We start from the raw sequence: 16,171 nt of genomic DNA on the forward strand, positions 1-16,171 counted from the left end.
GGTGCCGTGGGCCGCCTGCTGGACGTTGCGGGAGATTTCCTGCGTCGCCGCGCCCTGCTGTTCCACGGCAGCCGCGACCGTCGACGAGATCTCCGACAGCCGCTCGATGGTGCCGCTGATCTCCTTGATGGCGCCGACGGATTGCTCGGTAGCGGCCTGGATGTTGGAAATCTGCTGGCCGATCTCGCCGGTGGCCTTCGCGGTCTGCTCGGCCAGCGCCTTGACCTCGGAGGCAACCACGGCAAAGCCGCGTCCCGCCTCGCCCGCGCGCGCCGCCTCGATGGTGGCGTTCAGCGCCAGCAGATTGGTCTGGCCGGCGATGGTGCTGATCAGTTCGACCACGTCGCCGATGCGGGCGGCCGCCTTGGAAAGCTCGCCGACCCGGTCGTTGGTCCTGCTCGCCTGACCGACGGCCTCGCTGGCGATGCGGGCGGATTCCTGCACCTGGCGGGCGATCTCGCTGACAGAGGAGGAGAGTTCTTCGGTGGCGGAGGCAACCGCCTGCACGTTGGCCGAGGCCTCTTGAGAGGCGCTGGCGACCTCAGTGGACAGGTCCTGGGCCCGCGAGGCGGTCGTGGTCAACGTGCCGGCCGAGGCCTCTAACTCGTTCGACGCCGACGACACGGTGTCGACGATCTCGCCGACCGCCTGCTCGAACTGGTCTGCAAGCCGGACCATGTCGGCCTTGCGGCTCTCGGCCTGCCGCGCCTCGACCTCCACCTGCTCCGCGCGCAGGCGCTCGGTGTCGACCATGTTGTTCTTGAACACCTCGATCGCCTTGGCCATGTCGCCGATCTCGTCGGCCTTGCCGCGGCCGGGAATCTCGACCTCGAGATTGCCGCCGGCGAGCAGCCCCATCGCGCGCGTCATCGAGGTCAGGGGACCCACGATGCTGCGGGCGATCAGGAAGGCGACGATCAGTCCGAACAGGACGGCGAGGCCGCCCGCGATGGCCTGCACCGACGTCGTGCCCTCGATCACGGCTTCGGCGGTGGTGCGCGAGTCCTTGTAATCCTTCTTCAGGGTGGTTTCCGCGACCTTGAGCTTGCCGATGCTCTCGACGATGAGCGGGGCGAGGTTCTTGTGGTAGATCTCGTCGGCCTGGAGCATCGCGGCCGACGTCGTCTCGAACGCGGATTTGTAGATTCCGAGCGAGGTCTTCACCGGCGCGAGCGTGATGCGCAATTCCGTCGCCTGCGGGCTCTTTTCCAGCGCCGTGAGCCGCTGCATTGCCCGGTCCACATTCGTCCTGAAGTTGGCGGGCCCCTTGGTGTCGCGCAGGGCAAGGAAACGCCAGTTTGCGATTTGGACGAGAAGGAGCCTGGATTCGAGGTCCGCAACAAGGGCCGCGGTGTCTTCGTCAACGGCTGCGCGCGCCGCATCGACCAGCTTGCCCATCTTGACGGTCAGCTCGTCGCCGCTCGGCAGCAGCGTCGCCTTGCCCGTTCTCGCCTCGTTGACGGCGTCCCCGAGATTGTCACGCAGGCTTCGCATCCTGGCGATGTCGGCGATCAGATCGTTGTAGAGCTTGCGCCGCTCCTCGGAGGCCGTCCCCTTCGCCCCGACCTGCAACAGCTCGGTCGCCGCGGTTTCCCGTTCCGAAGCTTCCTTCATCGCAGGTTCGCTGGCGTCGTAAATGTAGCGCAGATTGGCCCGCTGGATCGCCTGGAGATGGGTCGATATCTCCAGAACCCTCGCCGTGCTGTCCGAGAACGCCGAGAGTTTTGCGACCTGATCCTGCACGGCCCGCAAATTCCAGACGGCGACCACCGCCATCACGAGACCGACCGCCACCAAGGCCATGAAGCCTGCGTACAGGCGTCCCCTGATCCGCAAACGAAATTTCGGCATTCCCACTGTCCACCCAGATGCATGTGAATTCGAGCGGCCGAACGTCCGGCGATCGTCACCGGCCACCCTGGCAGCCGCGAGTCGTTTCTCGGCGACCCACGCTGCACCGCGACACAATGGGGGACACTCGTTAATTGAACCTTCTGATTCTTCGCGCCTGCGGGCACAGGCCGGCACAAAACCTGCTGATTTTGTCGGCAGTTGCGCAAGGTTTTGGCGCAAGGGCCGCAGGCGCATGCAGATCGCTGCATGGGGCGCCCCGATGGACGTTCGTCAGGCCGCGCCTGCGTCATTTTGCCAGGCGCGTTCTCGACCGCTTCCGGCGGAGCCGAGGCAACGCGCCGCGTCCCTTCCGATCCTATTTTTGCCGGCGGGGCTTATGCAGCTCGTACGCAATCTCCGACCGGGAGATCCCGCAGTCCTGCAGCTCCCGTTCGGTCATGGCAGCGAGCTGACACCGGGCCCGGGACCGCTCCCGCCGGACCCGCATGATCTCCACCAGCGTCCGCCAGGCCCGCACGACCATCGACGGCCGTGACGGACCGGGCCGGTCGGTGGACGCGACGTCGTTCAATCCGGTCAGCTCGCAGCCCTCACGGGTGCTTGCGGAAACGGGCCGAGTGCCCTCTCGGTCAGGATCGAGTCGCAATATTCCCGGATCTCCTTGATCTTGCCGCCCTCCAGGCGAAACACCAGGCAGTAATCGTTGTCGTAGCGCACGCCTTCCGGCGTGACGTTGTCGCCCTTGGCTTCGACCACGACGATGTCGCCATCGGCGATGAAGCGGTGGGCAACGGTGCGCGTCCGGTCGCGCAGGCGGGTGCGCACATAGCCGTGTAGATCGTTGAGGATCGCCTCCTTCCCCGAGAAGGTGCGCGACCAGGAATACTGGCCGGTCACGACCCATCTGGCGTCGTCGGCGAGGCTGGCGGTGAACAGGGCGCGGTCGCGCGCGGCCGGATCGGGGTTGGCGGCGGCGGCGAAAATATCCTGCATCAGTTTCTTGTTGGCAGCAGTGCTCATGGCGGCATCTCCGTGTGGTGGCCTCGCGGAGATCATCGTCGGCCGATCAGCATTCTTCAAATCGATAGCGAATATGATATCTATTCACCTGATGAATTTGAATTCGCTTGACCTCAACCTGTTGACCGCACTCGACGCGCTGCTGCGCGAGGCCAGCGTCAGCCGCGCCGCCTTGCGGATCGGCCTGTCGCAACCGGCCGCGAGCCATGCCCTGCAGCGCCTGCGCGACATCCTGGGCGACCCGCTGCTGGTGCGGACCGGCGCGCGCATGGAGCTGACGCCGCGGGCGCAGGCCCTGCGCGCACCGCTGGCCCAGGCGCTCGATCAGGTGCGCGGGCTGTTCGTGCCGGATGAATTCGACGCCGCGCGAAGCGAGCGGCAATTCCGCCTGATGATGCCGGATCTCGCGGTCGAGCTGTTGATGCCGCCCTTGATGGAGAAGGTGACGCGGGCCGCGCCCAACGTCCGCGTCGACGTCGTGCCGTGGCGGGGACCTGCGATCTTCCACGCCGAATTCGCCCGCACCATCGACCTCGTGATCTCGATCGGCAACGCCTTCAAGGGCTTTCACCGCCAGCTGCTCTACACCGACAGCGACGCGCTGGCGGTGCGGCGCGGCCATCCCGTGGGGGCCAAGCTGAAGCGGCGCGAGACGTTCCTGGCCGCGCGCCATGTCGGCGTGATCATCCGCGGCAATAGCGAGGATCTGATCGACACCTGGCTGCGAGCCAAGGGCATCGAGCGGCACATTACCCTCGTCGTGTCAGGCTATCTCGAAGCGCTGCACGTCGCCGCCCGCACCGACCTCGTCGCCTTCGTGCCGCGCCGGCTGATCGCTGCGCTGTCGAAGCAGCTCGGCCTGGTCGCGGTGACCCCACCGCTCGACCCCGGCATCGACGAGCAGTTCATGTTCTATCCGACTCGCGCGCAGATGGACCCGGGCTCGATCTGGCTGCGGCGGCTGATGCTGGAGACGGGACGGGAGCTGGAGAAGCGGAAGGCTGGGTAGGATGCAGCTTCAACAAGCACGGGGTCGTCCCGGCGAACGCGGGACCCATAACCACAGGGTGTAGTTTGGCGAAGACCCGTCGTTCGGTACTCCTACCGAACGCGGTCGATAGATTCCGCGGTGGGTCCCGGCGTTCGCCGGGACGACAGCGGAATTCGTGGCCACGCTTACGCTTGCCCGGGACGACACCGGGTTTACGCCTTCTGCGCGTCCATCACCTTGCGCACCGCAGGCCGGTCCGACATCCGCTTGAAGTGATCGGCGATCTTCGGCGTGGCGTTGATGTCGACGCTGTCGCCTTCGAGCCAGGTCGACAGGGTGTAAAGATAGGGATCGCAGATCGTGAACTGATCGCCCATCACCCAGGGTCCCCTGAACATCTTCTGTTCGATCAGGGAGAAGCAGGCGCCCATGGTCTTCGGGACCATCTGCTTCATGTCGGCGAACGAGCTCTCCTGTGTCGCCCAGCGCGCGCCGCGCATCTTGTGCGCATGGTTGATGTGCACGGTCGAGCAGAGATAGGAGTTGAACGACTGCAGCTGGGCGAAGTCGAAGGGATCGTCGAGCGGCGCGAGCTTCGCCTTGGGAAAGGTCTGCGCGATGTAGGCCAGCATCGCCGGCGTCTCGGTGAGGACGCCGCGGTCGGTCACCAGCGCGGGCACGCGGCCCTTCGGGTTGATGGCGAGATAGTCCGGGCTGTTCTGCTGATTGTCCTTGAAGCTCAGCCGCTCGGCCGCGTAGTCGGCGCCGGCCTCTTCCAGGGTGATGTAGGTGGCGAGCGCGCAGGTGCCGGTGGCGTAGTAGAGCTTGAGCATGTCGGACCTCATGGGAAAATTGGAAACTAACGGCTGTCGGCCCCGAGGTCCATAGCACGACATCCTCTTCGCAGTTGCCCACATCCGCCCGTCTGTGCCAAGACGCCCGCAATTGGAGGGGTTTTGTCATGACCGTACTCATCGCCGGTGGCGGCATCGGCGGGTTGACGCTTGCGCTCAGCCTGCACGGAATCGGCGTTCCCGTAAAAGTGTTCGAGAGCGTCGCGGAGCTGAAACCGCTCGGCGTCGGCATCAACGTGCTGCCGCATGCGGTGCGCGAGCTGATCGAGCTCGGGCTGATGGACAAGCTCGATGCCAGCGGCGTGCGCACAAGCGAGCTCGCCTACTTCTCCAAGCACGGCAAGCCGATCTGGAGCGAGCCGCGCGGGCTGGAGGCCGGCTACAAATGGCCGCAATTCTCGATCCATCGCGGCACGCTCCAGCAGCTCCTGCTCGACACCGCGATCGAGCGGCTCGGCCGCGACAACATCCTGACCAGCCACCATCTGACCGGCTGGAGCGAAACCGCTGATGGCGTCCGCGCCGATTTCATCGACAAGGCGACCGGCAAGGCCGCAGGCACTTACGATGGCGCGATCATGATCGCCGCCGACGGCATCCATTCCGCCGCACGAGAAAAGCTCTATCCCGATCAAGGACCGCCGATCTGGAACGGCCGCATCCTCTGGCGCGGCGTGACGCCGGCAAAGGCATTCCTCACCGGCCGCACCATGATCATGGCCGGGCACGAGATCCTGAAATTCGTCTGCTATCCGATCAGCAAGGTGCCGGATGCGGCGGGCAACCATCTGATCAACTGGGTCGCCGAGCGCCACATGCCGCCGACCTATCAGTGGCGGCGCGAGGACTATAACCGCACCGCGCGGCTGGAGGAGTTCTTGCCGTGGTTCGAGAGCTGGCAGTTCGACTGGCTCGACGTGCCCGGCCTGATCCGGAACTGCCCGCACGCCTATGAATATCCGCTGGTCGACCGCGATCCGGTGTCGCGATGGACGTTCGGCCGCGTCACGCTGATGGGCGATGCCGCGCATCCGATGTACCCGATCGGATCGAACGGCGCCTCACAGGCGATCCTCGATGCCCGCGTGCTCACCCGTGAGATCCTGGCGCATGGCCCGACGACGTCGGCGCTGCTCGCCTATGAAGCCGAGCGGAGGCCCGCGACCACCGACCTCGTCCTGCTCAACCGCAAGAACGGCCCCGAGCAGGTGATGCAGCTCGTCGAGGAGCGCGCGCCCGACGGCTTCGAGGTCGTCACCGACGTGCTGTCGCAGGGGGAGCTGGAAGACATCGCCGCCAACTACAAGCGTGTCGCGGGGTTCCAGGTGGAGGCGCTGAATGCCAAGCCGGCGATCGTGCCGCGGCACGCCCATGCGAGACGCGCGAGCACCTAGGTCGTTGCCCCACACTCCGCAATGCCGTTGACGGGCGCGAGTTACGCGGAGCGACGGCCGCCCAGCGTCGACGACATCCGCTTGAGCTTATTGATGGCACGGATGGCGTAACCGAGCCCGACGGGATTGGTCTGGCGCAAGAAGGCGACTTTTTTCACATAGTTTTCGATGTGCCATTTGGCGTGCGCACCGTCGCGGAAAAAGACAACATCGCCGACACCGTAGCGTTTCGGTGGCATGCCATCGCTCTCGATCACCGTTGATCCTTCAACGATCATGATCGTCTCGTCCAGATCGTAGTACCAGTTGAACTTGCCCGTGGTGCAGGACCAGATCAGGGTCATGGCGGTGCCGCACGCGCTGGTCGACAGCAGGTGCGAGCGCGCTTCCGGGTTTCCTTCAATGATCCAGGATGGCTCAATCGGGGACGACTCAAGATCGACGTTGCAGTTGCCGGTCTCAATAAGTGCAAGCGGCATGACTCACCTCAATGCCTGAAATAAAGCTCGGCTTGACAATCATCCCGTTCAAGTTTGTGAAATTTCTATCGGGGGCATCTACATTCAAAGCTTCCGCAAAAAATATGAATTGGTCACTTTGCCGCAAGTCAGCGTCGATGACACGTCGAACGCCGCAATTCGCCTGCGGATGCGCGGTTCCATCTGTTTTCTTTTTTCCGCTGCGACAATATGCGCAAGTCCAATGCTCGCACTGCTAGAGTCGACAACGATCAGTGCGCTCATTGCGTGCGCAAGGAACTCGCGAGCAAATCCTCCCATTGCACGCGCGGGTAGATCCCTATCCGCTTCCGTGCTGACGCAAGGCATTTCCTCCTATTCGAGCAGCATGAAGAAGGCCCACCGCACCTGTGTCAGCGAACCACCCGCGCCGCTTCCAGCAGCCGTTCGCTCGCGGTCGCGATGGCAAGCACGGTGCCATTCTCGCTCATCAGCCTGGCCTCGACGAAGGCAATGGTCTTGCCGAGTTGCGTCACCGTCGCCTCGGCGATGATCGGGCCGGGCTTGGCGGGGCTGAGGAAATTCACGGTCATGCTGATCGTGGTGGTGTAGAGCCGGCCCTCGCTCATCACCAGCACGGCCGGGCCCATGGTGTCGTCGAGCATGGCCGAGAGCATGCCGCCCTGGATGAAGCCCGCCGGATTGCAGAATTCGGGCTTGCCCTCGAAGCCGAGCTTGATCCAGCCCTCCTCCGGACGGGCATCGAGCAGGCGCCATCCCAGCAGCTCGGCACAAGGCGGCCTGGGAAAGTCGTCGAGCGCGGTCTTGACCATTGGGGAGCCTCCGTGTCGCCCCTGTTAACGCGGCCCTGCTGCCAGCGTGGTGTCAGGAGGAGCGGCCAGCGGGAGGTCCAATCCGTGCGCGATCACCTTGCGCATGACGTTGGGCAGTGCTTCCCCGGCCAGCGTCGCGATCGGCACCCAGCGCATGCCCGCGGGTGCCCGCGTGCGGGCTTCAGCCTTGGCGGTATAGACCACCAGTTCCAGCGGAAAATGCGTGAAGACGTGGCTGACGACGCCCACCCTGCGCTGCCAGCGCGACAGTCCCTTCAGCGCGGGCGCCTGCTGCTTCGCCGTCGCGTCCTCCTGACCGGCGAGCCAGTCCGAGCCCGGCACTTCCGTCATGCCCCCCAGCAGGCCCTTTTCGGGCCGGCTGCGGACCAGCAGCTCCTCGCCGCGCGTCACCACGAAGGCGGCGCCCCGCCGCAACGTCCCGCTCTTCTTCGGCGCCTTGCGCGGAAACGTCTCTTGCCTTCCCTGTGCCCGCGCCAGGCAATCCTCGTTGAGCGGACACAGCGAACAGGCCGGCTTCTTCGGCGTGCAGATCGAGGCGCCCAGATCCATCAGCGCCTGCGCGCTGTCACCGGCGCGAGACTTCTCGTCGCCCGCGCGAGACTTCTCGCCGCCCACGCGGGAGTCGGCAAGGAGCGTCGCCGCCAGTTGCTGGATCAGCGGCTTGGCCTGCGGCAGTTCCTCCTCCACCGCGAACAGGCGCGACACCACGCGCTCGATATTGCCGTCGACCGGCATGGTGCGGCGATCGAAGGCGATCGCGGCGATCGCAGCCGCGGTGTAAGGCCCGATGCCCGGCAGCGCGCGCAGCCCCTCCTCGGTGTCGGGAAACACGCCGCCATGCTCGCGCGTCACCGCGACCGCGCAGGCATGGAGATTGCGCGCGCGGGAGTAATAGCCGAGCCCGGCCCACATCCGCAGCACGTCGTCCTGCGAGGCCCGCCCCAGCGCAGTGACGTCCGGCCAGCGCGCGACAAATTTTTCGAAGTAAGGGCCGACGGCCTTCACCGTGGTCTGCTGGAGCATGATCTCGGACAGCCACACGCGGTAAGGGTCCGATGCCTCGCCGGGCCCGGCCCGCCAGGGCAATCGGCGGCGGTGGCGGTCGTACCAGGCGAGCAGCAAGCCGGGACGAGCCGGCGAGGTGTTCGCCGCTGCACTCCTTTCCCTCTTGAGCGCTGTTGTGGAAGGCATTCGCCTTTCCTAAAGGAGGATTCGGTCTGTGGCCAGCGTAGCCAGAACGTTGCACGCTATAACGCCTTACGTTATACACGGACATGATCCAGAGCTTCGCCAACTCCGAGACAGAGTTGATCTGGTCCGGGCGGCGAAGCCGAAAATTGCCGCCCGACATTCAGAATGTCGCTTTGCGAAAACTGCGCTTGAATCAGGCACGCGTGTTGGTCGATCTCAGGGTCCTCCGGGCAACCGGTCGAAGCCCTGAAGGCCGACCGCCAAGGTCAACATTCGATCCGGATCAATGACCAGTGGCGGATCTGTTTTGTTTGGGACGAAGGAGGACCGAGAGATGTCGAAATCGTCGACTACCACGGCTAGAAACGGGTTCCTCCGCAATCCCCATCCGGGTGAAATCCTGCTGGAGGAGTTTTTGAAGCCGATGGATCTCAGCCAGAACGCGCTGGCGCGCGCGGTTCGCGTACCGCCCCGCCGGATCAACGAGATCGTTTTGGGCAAGCGTGATATCACGGCCGACACGGACCTGCGGCTCGCCCGCTATTTTGGTCTGTCGGAGGGCTTTTTTCTGGGCCTCCAGATGGACTACGATCTCATGCAGCGGCGCCGCGAGATCGATCGCGACCTCAAGGCCATCCGGCCCCGCGCGGCGGCGTAGCTATGGCCCGCATATACAAACCCGGCCCCATCAGCGCCAAGCCGCTCTCGCTGCTGCTCAACGACGTCTTTGCCGAGGCCTATGCCAAGCAGGGCTTTGCCGCGCGCGAGCTGGTGACGCGGTGGGCGCAGATTGCCGGGCCGGAGATCGCGGCCCATGCCGAGCCGCTCAAGATGCAATGGCCGCGGCCGGTGGAGGGCCAGCCGCAGGAGCCGGCGACGCTGGTGCTGCGGGTCGAGGGGCCGATGGCGCTGGAGATCCAGCATTCCGCGGATGTGATCCTGGAGCGGGTGAACCGCTTCTTCGGCTGGAGCGCGGTCGGCAAGCTCGCCTTCCGCCAGGCCCCCCTGTCCCGCGTCCGGCGGCCAGCGCGGCCCGGCCCCCCGGACCCCAAATCGGTGGCCAAGGTGGAGGAGAGCCTGGGCGACATCGAAGATGAACAGCTCAAGTCGGCACTGGCGCGGCTCGGGGCCGCCATCAAGCGAAATTGAGCCTCATTTCGCGACCAATCTGGACCCGTTCCTGCGGCCCGCCATTGCCTCAAACCACGTTTCAAGCTAGCGACAGGCCGCCCAAACGGGAACCTTGATAAGGACCTTGGGGCAAGACCACGCCAATTCGGGAGCCGACCTTGATCATCACCCGCCGCGCCTTCACCACGATGCTGTCGCTGACCGGGCTTGCCGCGGTCGCCGGGTTCTCCCCCTTGCGGTTCATCTCCGACGCCATGATCCCTGAAGCCATGGCGCAGGCCGCCGGCGATGTGGCAAAGCCCGTGTCGCTGCCCGACATGGCGCTCGGCCCGAAGGACGCCGCCGTCACCATCACCGAATATGCCTCGATGACCTGTCCGCACTGCGCGGCCTTCAATGAGCAGGTGTTCCCCAAGATCAAGTCCGAATACATCGACACCGGCAAGGTGCGTTACATCTTCCGCGAGTTCCCGCTCGACATCAAAGCCGCGGCCGGTTCGATGCTGTCGCGCTGCATCGCCAATGGCGATGCGCCGAAATACTTCGCCGTCACCGACATGCTGTTCCGCCAGCAGAGCGACTGGGTGATGAAGAACACCACCGAGACCTTGACGCGGATCGGCAAGCAGGCCGGCCTCACCCAGCAGCAGGTCGAAGCCTGCCTGAAGGACCAGACGCTGCTCGACAAGATCGCCGCCGACCAGAAATACGCCAGCGACATTCTCAAGGTCGATTCGACGCCGACCTTCTTCATCAACGGCGAGAAGATCAAGGGCGAGACCTCGTTCGAGGAATTCGCCAAGAAGATCAATCCGCTGCTGAAGAGCTGATTTTCGCGCATCACGCCTGATTCGCATCTCAAAAGCCGTATCATTCCCGACATAAATCCCTTGGGAAAAGCGGCTTTCGCCGGTTGCCCTCGCGGCGCACCGCGGCCATTGTCCAGCCGCATGAGGCGCCTCGCGCGACTCGCCCGGATAGCGACATTGCCTTCCATGGTATTGTCCCGGCAGGGGGATTCGCGCCTGCCAACAGAGATGCGTGCTTATGAAAATCACCCGCCTGCGCCTTCACGGCTTCAAGTCCTTCGTTGAGCCCACGGACTTCGTCATCGAGCCCGGCCTGACCGGCGTGGTCGGACCCAACGGTTGCGGCAAGTCGAATCTCGTCGAGGCGCTGCGCTGGGCGATGGGCGAGACCTCGTACAAATCGCTGCGCGCCGCCGACATGGATGCGGTGATCTTCGCCGGCTCCGGCAACCGTCCGGCACGCAACCACGCCGAAGTGACGATGACGATCGACAACGCCGATCGCACCGCGCCGGCGGCGATGAACGACAGCCAGCTTCTGGAAATCTCCCGCCGCATCGAGCGCGAGGCCGGCTCGGTCTATCGCATCAACGGCCGCGACGTGCGCGCCCGCGACGTGCAGATCCTGTTCGCGGACGCCGCCACCGGCGCGCGCTCGCCCGCCCTCGTCCACCAGGGCAAGATCGGCGAGATCATCCAGGCCAAGCCCGAGCAGCGCCGCCGCGTGCTGGAAGACGCCGCCGGTGTCGCAGGTCTCCATGCCCGCCGCCACGAGGCCGAGCTGCGGCTGAAGGCCGCCGAAACCAACCTCACCCGCGTCGAGGACGTGATCGGCCAGCTCTCCGGCCAGATGGAAGGCCTGAAGAAGCAGGCCCGCCAGGCCGTTCGCTACCGCGAGGTCGCGGCCAAGGTCCGCAAGGCCGAAGCCACGCTGTTCCATCTGCGCTGGATCGGCGCCCATGCCGACGTCAACGAATCCGGCCAGACGCACGATCTCGCCGTCCGCGAGATGGCCGAGCGCACCCAGCACCAGGCCGAAGCCGCCCGCATCCAGGCCATCCGCGCCGCCGAGATGCCGGCGCTGCGCGATGCCGAGGCGCGCGCCGCGGCCGGGCTCCAGCGCCTGACCAATGCTCGCGAGCTGCTCGACCGCGAGGAAGAGCGCGCCAAGGAGCGCGTCGCCGAGCTCGAACGCCGCCTCGCCCAGTTCGAAGGCGACATCTCCCGCGCCCAGCAGCAGACCATGGACGCCGACGTCGCGCTCCAGCGCCTCGACAGCGAAGACGCCGAGCTGAAGGAAGAGATCAAGTCGCGCGTCGAGAAGCGCTCCGGCGTCGACGAGCGCGTCGCGGAAGCCGAGGCGGTGCTGACCGAAACCGAGCAGCAGTTCGCCGAGCTCACCACCGCGCTCGCCGACCTCACCGCCAAGCGCAATCAACTTGAGGCCAATGTCCGCACCCACCGCGACAAGCTCGCCCGGCTCGACCAGGAGATCGCGAACGTCGCGGCCGAGGAGCAGAAGCTTGCCGATGAAACGGGCGGCTTCGGCGACCTCGACGAGCTGACCGCCACGGTCGAGAACGCCGAGCAGACGCTGGCGGCCTCGGAGGCCGCGGCGCAGGCGAGCGAAGCCGCGCACGTTGCTGCGCGCCAGACGCTGGAATCCTCGCGCTCGCCGCTGAACGAGGCCGACAAGCGCGTGCAGCGGCTCGAGACCGAGGCCCGCACGATCTCCAAGATCGTCAACGGCGAGACCAAGAATCTGTGGCCGCCGATCATCGACGGCATCACCGTCGACAAGGGTTTTGAAAAGGCCATCGGTGCCGCGCTCGGCGACGACCTCGATGCGCCGATCGACCCGTCGGCGCCGATGCGCTGGACCAATGTCGGCGAGACCGACGGCGATCCGGAGCTGCCCGAAGGCGTCGTGCCGCTCGCGAACCACGTGCAGGCCCCGGCCGAGCTGGCCCGCCGCCTCGCGCAGATCGGCGTGGTGCCGCGCGAGCGCGGCGCCGAGCTGGTCTCGCAGCTCAAGACCGGCCAGCGGCTGGTCTCGGCCGAAGGCGACGTCTGGCGCTGGGACGGTTTTGTCGCGGCGGCTCACGCCCCGACCGGCGCCGCGCGCCGCCTTGCCGAGCGCGCCCGCCTCGTCGACATCGAGAACGAGCTGGAGCAGGCCCGCATCGACGCGCAGATCAAGCGCCAGGCGCTGGAGAATGCCGAGTCCGAATTGCAGATGGCGGCCAGCACCGAAGGCGCGAGCCGCGAAGCCTGGCGCGCCGCGCAGCGCGAGCTCAACACCGCGCGTGAGCGCCATGCCACGGCCGAGCGCGAGATCAGCCGCCACGCCGCGCGCAAGGCGACGCTGTCGGAAGCGCACAGCCGTCTCGCCGCCGACCGCGCCGAAGCCGAGGCCGCATACGAATATGCCGAGGCCGGCATCTCCGAGCTGCCGTCGAGCGAGGACACCGAGACCCGTCTCGCCGCCGTCCGCAGCGACATCGAAGGCCATCGCCGCATGGCCGCCCAGGTCCGCGCCGAGGCGCAGGCGCTGGCGCGCGAGGCCGAGCTTGCCGACCGCCGCGTGCAGGCGATCCTCGCCGAACGCACCGAATGGCAGAACCGCAAGGAGAGCGCGGCCTCCCACATCGACACCATCCAGGCCCGCATCGCCGAACTCTCGATCGAGCGCAGCGAGCTCGAAAACGCGCCGCAAGTGTTCGCCGAGAAGCGCAGCGCGCTGATCACCGAGATAGAGTACGCGGAAAACGATCGCCGCATGGCCGCCGACGCGCTCGCCACCGCGGAAAGCGCGATGGCGGAGACCGATCGCGTCGCCAAGCTGACGCTGGAGGCGCTCTCCAGCTCCCGCGAGGCCACCGCCCGCGCCGAGGAGCGCATGGAAGGCGCGCGGCGCCGGCTCGAGGACATCGAGCGCGAGATCCGCGACATGCTGGAGGTCGAGCCGCAGGCCGTCGCCGGCCTTGCCGAGATCGAGCCCGGCGCCGAGCTGCCGCCGCTGCACGACATCGAGGAAGACCTCGAAAAGATGCGCCGCGATCGCGAGCGCCTCGGCGCAGTGAACCTGCGCGCCGAGGAAGAGCTGCGCGAGGTCGAGACCCAGCACAACGGCCTCGTCACCGAGCGCGATGACCTCGTCGAAGCCATCAAGCGGCTGCGCCAGGGCATCCAGAGCCTCAACAAGGAGGCCCGCGAGCGGCTGCTGACCTCGTTCGAGGTCGTCAACAACCACTTCAAGCGCCTGTTCGTCGAGCTGTTCGGCGGCGGCGAGGCCGCGCTGCACCTGATCGAGAGCGACGACCCGCTGGAGGCCGGCCTCGAAATCATCGCCAAGCCGCCGGGCAAGAAGCCGCAGACGCTGTCGCTGCTCTCGGGCGGCGAGCAGGCGCTGACCGCGATGGCGCTGATCTTCGCGGTGTTCCTCACCAATCCCTCGCCGATCTGCGTGCTGGACGAAGTCGACGCGCCGCTCGACGACCACAACGTCGAACGGTACTGCAACCTGCTGCACGAGATGACCGGCTCGACCGACACGCGCTTCATCATCATCACGCACAACCCGATCACGATGGCGCGGATGAACCGCCTGTTCGGCGTCACCATGGCCGAGCGCGGCGTCTCGCAACTCGTGTCGGTGAGCCTGGCCGAGGCGGTGGACATTCTCGACCAGAACGTGGCGTGACGTCTCTGGCGTCATTCCGGGGCTCGCGAAGCGAGAACCCGGAATCTCGCGTGACAATCTCGAACTTCTCTGATGCGCAATTGCGCATCAGAGTTCGCGACTTCGTCGCGCCCCGGAATGACGGTGGGCAAACATGATCGCTCCCACCCTCCCCGCCGAACTGAAAGCAGCCCTCGACGGCAAGCTCCAGGGCTTCTCCCGCACCGACGCCGCGCAGCGATCGCAGAAGATCTCGAACACCTATCGCGCCGGCGGCGGCTCCGGCACGATCAAGTCGGAGGCCGATGCGCTCGCTTACGCGCTCGCGCGCATGCCGGCCACCTACGCGGCGGTGGCGGCGAGCCTGAATGCGCTGACCGAGATCGTGCCGGACTTCGCCCCGGAGACGCTGCTCGACGTCGGCGCAGGTCCGGGCACCGCAAGCTGGGCCGCCGCGGAGGCGTTTCCCTCGCTGCAAGACTTCACCCTGCTCGACGCCAACGCGACGCTGAGCCGGCTTGCGCTCGAACTCGCGCATGACAGCACGCGTCTGGCGGAATGCCGCTATTTGCCCGGCGATGCCGGCGGCAATCTCGCCGAGGTCTCGCGAGCCGATCTCGTCGTCGCGAGCTACATCATCGGCGAGCTCGATGAAGCCGATCAGCGCAAGCTCGCTGAGGCGATGTGGACGAAGGCGCGCCATGCGCTGGTCGTGATCGAGCCCGGCACGCCGGCCGGCTACGCCCGCATCCTCGCGCTGCGCCAGCAGGTGATCGCGCTAGGTGCCTTTGTCGCCGCGCCCTGCCCACACGAAAAGCCCTGCCCGCTCACCGCGCCCGACTGGTGCCATTTCAGCCAGCGCCTGCCGCGCTCCCAGGCGCACCGCCAGATCAAGGGCGCCGAGGTGCCGTTCGAGGACGAACGCTTCATCTACGTCGCCCTGACCCGCACGCCCCCTGCAAAGCGCGCCGCACGCGTGCTGGCGCCGCCGGATGTCGGCAAGGCCGAGATCGTTGCCAAGCTCTGCACCGAGGAAGATGTCGAGCTCGCCAAGATTCCACGGCGCGACAAGGCTGCCTATGCAAGTGCCCGGCGCTGGCGCTGGGGCGACGCCGTCATTGCCGAAAGTTAACCTCGATCGGCGCTTTTGCCTTGAACTCGGATGGTTCCAGATCCGACCAAGTCTTACCTCCCCTCCGCGCCGGGGCTCTCGCCCTGCGCCATTTTGGTCTAGGCTGCGCCCGCCTTAAATCCCCTTCAGGAGTTCTCCATGTCGACCGGCTGGATCGTTCTCGGCGTCATCGTCGTTCTCGTGTTCTTGGCCTTCAGCGCCTACAACCGCCTGGTGGCGCTGGGCCAGCGCGTGGGCCAGGCCTTTGCCGATATCGACGTGCAGCTCAAGCAGCGCCATGACCTCGTCCCGAACCTGGTCGAGACGGTGAAGGGCTACGCCTCGCATGAGCGCGGCACGCTCGACGACGTCATCAAGGCGCGTAATTCGGCGATGTCGGCGCAGGGCCCCGCGCAGGTATCCGCCGCCGAGACCCAGCTCTCCGGTGCGCTCGGCCGGCTGATCGCGCTGTCGGAGGCCTATCCCGACCTCAAGGCCAACGCCAACTTCCAGCAGCTCGCCAGCGAGCTCTCCGACCTCGAGAACAAGATCGCGGCGAGCCGCCGCTTCTTCAACAGCGCGGTCCAGGAATACAACACCGGCATCCAGCAGATGCCGGCCGCGTTGTTCGCCGGCATGTTCGGCTTCACCAAGAAGGACTTCTTCGATCTCGGCACCAGCCGCACCGAGGTCGAGGCCGCGCCTCAGGTGAAGTTCTGATTGCTGCGTGAGCGACCTCTCACCTTCGTCATTCCGGGACGCGTCGAAGACGCGAACCCGGAATCTCGACCGAGACACTAAGCTCTGGATTCCGGGTTCAGG

General features: G+C 66.1%; 15 protein-coding genes. 8 read left to right on the forward strand and 7 right to left on the reverse strand.

Features of this window, described 5'->3' with window-relative positions:
• From XI09_RS05415 to XI09_RS05425, 3 genes are all read right to left on the reverse strand, one after another.
• Positions 1-1,851, reverse strand: a 1,851-nt coding sequence (locus XI09_RS05415; RefSeq protein ID WP_271565948.1) for a HAMP domain-containing methyl-accepting chemotaxis protein, incomplete at its 3' end; no start/stop codon positions are given.
• A 358-nt stretch (positions 1,852-2,209) separates the two neighbouring features.
• Positions 2,210-2,377 (reverse strand): DUF1127 domain-containing protein, encoded by a 168-nt coding sequence (locus XI09_RS05420; RefSeq protein WP_333939033.1) that lies wholly within the window; start codon positions 2,375-2,377, stop codon positions 2,210-2,212.
• A gap of 53 nt (positions 2,378-2,430) precedes the next feature.
• A complete protein-coding gene (locus XI09_RS05425) occupies positions 2,431-2,874 on the reverse strand; it encodes a nuclear transport factor 2 family protein (protein WP_271565949.1) in 444 nt (147 codons plus the stop codon).
• A gap of 91 nt (positions 2,875-2,965) precedes the next feature.
• Here XI09_RS05425 and XI09_RS05430 point away from each other — a divergent pair, with 91 nt between their 5' ends.
• Positions 2,966-3,883, forward strand: coding sequence for a LysR family transcriptional regulator (locus tag XI09_RS05430; protein WP_271565974.1), 918 nt, complete (start codon positions 2,966-2,968; stop codon positions 3,881-3,883).
• A gap of 194 nt (positions 3,884-4,077) precedes the next feature.
• Here the strand turns inward: XI09_RS05430 and XI09_RS05435 are convergent, their stop codons facing one another.
• Positions 4,078-4,698, reverse strand: a complete 621-nt coding sequence (locus XI09_RS05435) for a glutathione S-transferase family protein (protein ID WP_271565950.1) — start codon at positions 4,696-4,698, stop codon at positions 4,078-4,080.
• A 128-nt stretch (positions 4,699-4,826) separates the two neighbouring features.
• On the opposite strand from XI09_RS05435, the gene XI09_RS05440 reads away from it, so the two are divergent.
• Positions 4,827-6,113: a flavin-dependent oxidoreductase gene (locus XI09_RS05440; RefSeq protein ID WP_271565951.1), complete on the forward strand. Its 1,287-nt coding sequence runs from the start codon at positions 4,827-4,829 to the stop codon at positions 6,111-6,113.
• A gap of 41 nt (positions 6,114-6,154) precedes the next feature.
• Here the strand turns inward: XI09_RS05440 and XI09_RS05445 are convergent, their stop codons facing one another.
• The 3 genes from XI09_RS05445 to mutY all read right to left on the reverse strand — a co-directional run bounded on the left by XI09_RS05445 (position 6,155) and on the right by mutY (position 8,616).
• On the reverse strand, positions 6,155-6,592 hold the full coding sequence (locus XI09_RS05445; protein WP_271565952.1) for a cupin domain-containing protein: 438 nt from the start codon (positions 6,590-6,592) through the stop codon (positions 6,155-6,157).
• A gap of 392 nt (positions 6,593-6,984) precedes the next feature.
• The gene (locus XI09_RS05450) at positions 6,985-7,404 is read right to left on the reverse strand and encodes a PaaI family thioesterase (protein ID WP_271565953.1); all 420 of its coding nucleotides are present in this window, start codon (positions 7,402-7,404) and stop codon (positions 6,985-6,987) included.
• Between the two features lie 24 nt (positions 7,405-7,428).
• The gene (gene mutY, locus XI09_RS05455) at positions 7,429-8,616 is read right to left on the reverse strand and encodes an A/G-specific adenine glycosylase (RefSeq protein ID WP_271565954.1); all 1,188 of its coding nucleotides are present in this window, start codon (positions 8,614-8,616) and stop codon (positions 7,429-7,431) included.
• 334 nt (positions 8,617-8,950) lie between these two features.
• Between mutY and XI09_RS05465 the strand changes: the two genes are divergently transcribed.
• From XI09_RS05465 to XI09_RS05490, 6 genes are all read left to right on the forward strand, one after another.
• A complete protein-coding gene (locus tag XI09_RS05465; RefSeq protein ID WP_271565955.1) occupies positions 8,951-9,274 on the forward strand; it encodes a HigA family addiction module antitoxin in 324 nt (107 codons plus the stop codon).
• Positions 9,275-9,276: 2 nt separating this feature from the next.
• Positions 9,277-9,765: a DUF721 domain-containing protein gene (locus XI09_RS05470; RefSeq protein ID WP_271565956.1), complete on the forward strand. Its 489-nt coding sequence runs from the start codon at positions 9,277-9,279 to the stop codon at positions 9,763-9,765.
• 140 nt (positions 9,766-9,905) lie between these two features.
• A complete protein-coding gene (locus XI09_RS05475; protein WP_271565957.1) occupies positions 9,906-10,577 on the forward strand; it encodes a DsbA family protein in 672 nt (223 codons plus the stop codon).
• A 217-nt stretch (positions 10,578-10,794) separates the two neighbouring features.
• Complete coding sequence (gene smc / locus XI09_RS05480; protein ID WP_271565958.1) at positions 10,795-14,259, forward strand: chromosome segregation protein SMC; 3,465 nt, start codon at positions 10,795-10,797, stop codon at positions 14,257-14,259.
• 133 nt (positions 14,260-14,392) lie between these two features.
• Entirely contained in the window at positions 14,393-15,370 is a 978-nt protein-coding gene (locus XI09_RS05485) for a small ribosomal subunit Rsm22 family protein (protein WP_271565959.1), read from the forward strand.
• Between the two features lie 138 nt (positions 15,371-15,508).
• Entirely contained in the window at positions 15,509-16,069 is a 561-nt protein-coding gene (locus tag XI09_RS05490; RefSeq protein ID WP_135177872.1) for a LemA family protein, read from the forward strand.
• The last annotated feature ends 102 nt before the right edge of the window (positions 16,070-16,171 follow it).

Source organism: Bradyrhizobium sp. CCBAU 11386, from assembly GCF_028128955.1.
In the GTDB taxonomy this organism is placed as follows: Bacteria; Pseudomonadota; Alphaproteobacteria; order Rhizobiales; family Xanthobacteraceae; genus Bradyrhizobium.

Excerpts from the sequence above, each read along its gene's own strand:
- XI09_RS05420 (WP_333939033.1), bottom strand. The coding sequence starts at position 2,377 with ATGGTCGTGCGGGCCTGGCGGACGCTGGTGGAGATCATGCGGGTCCGG.
- XI09_RS05425 (WP_271565949.1), bottom strand. The coding sequence starts at position 2,874 with ATGAGCACTGCTGCCAACAAGAAACTGATGCAGGATATTTTCGCCGCC.
- XI09_RS05430 (WP_271565974.1), top strand. The coding sequence starts at position 2,966 with ATGAATTTGAATTCGCTTGACCTCAACCTGTTGACCGCACTCGACGCG.
- XI09_RS05435 (WP_271565950.1), bottom strand. The coding sequence starts at position 4,698 with ATGCTCAAGCTCTACTACGCCACCGGCACCTGCGCGCTCGCCACCTAC.
- XI09_RS05440 (WP_271565951.1), top strand. The coding sequence starts at position 4,827 with ATGACCGTACTCATCGCCGGTGGCGGCATCGGCGGGTTGACGCTTGCG.
- XI09_RS05445 (WP_271565952.1), bottom strand. The coding sequence starts at position 6,592 with ATGCCGCTTGCACTTATTGAGACCGGCAACTGCAACGTCGATCTTGAG.
- XI09_RS05450 (WP_271565953.1), bottom strand. The coding sequence starts at position 7,404 with ATGGTCAAGACCGCGCTCGACGACTTTCCCAGGCCGCCTTGTGCCGAG.
- mutY (WP_271565954.1), bottom strand. The coding sequence starts at position 8,616 with ATGCCTTCCACAACAGCGCTCAAGAGGGAAAGGAGTGCAGCGGCGAAC.
- XI09_RS05465 (WP_271565955.1), top strand. The coding sequence starts at position 8,951 with ATGTCGAAATCGTCGACTACCACGGCTAGAAACGGGTTCCTCCGCAAT.
- XI09_RS05470 (WP_271565956.1), top strand. The coding sequence starts at position 9,277 with ATGGCCCGCATATACAAACCCGGCCCCATCAGCGCCAAGCCGCTCTCG.
- smc (WP_271565958.1), top strand. The coding sequence starts at position 10,795 with ATGAAAATCACCCGCCTGCGCCTTCACGGCTTCAAGTCCTTCGTTGAG.
- XI09_RS05485 (WP_271565959.1), top strand. The coding sequence starts at position 14,393 with ATGATCGCTCCCACCCTCCCCGCCGAACTGAAAGCAGCCCTCGACGGC.
- XI09_RS05490 (WP_135177872.1), top strand. The coding sequence starts at position 15,509 with ATGTCGACCGGCTGGATCGTTCTCGGCGTCATCGTCGTTCTCGTGTTC.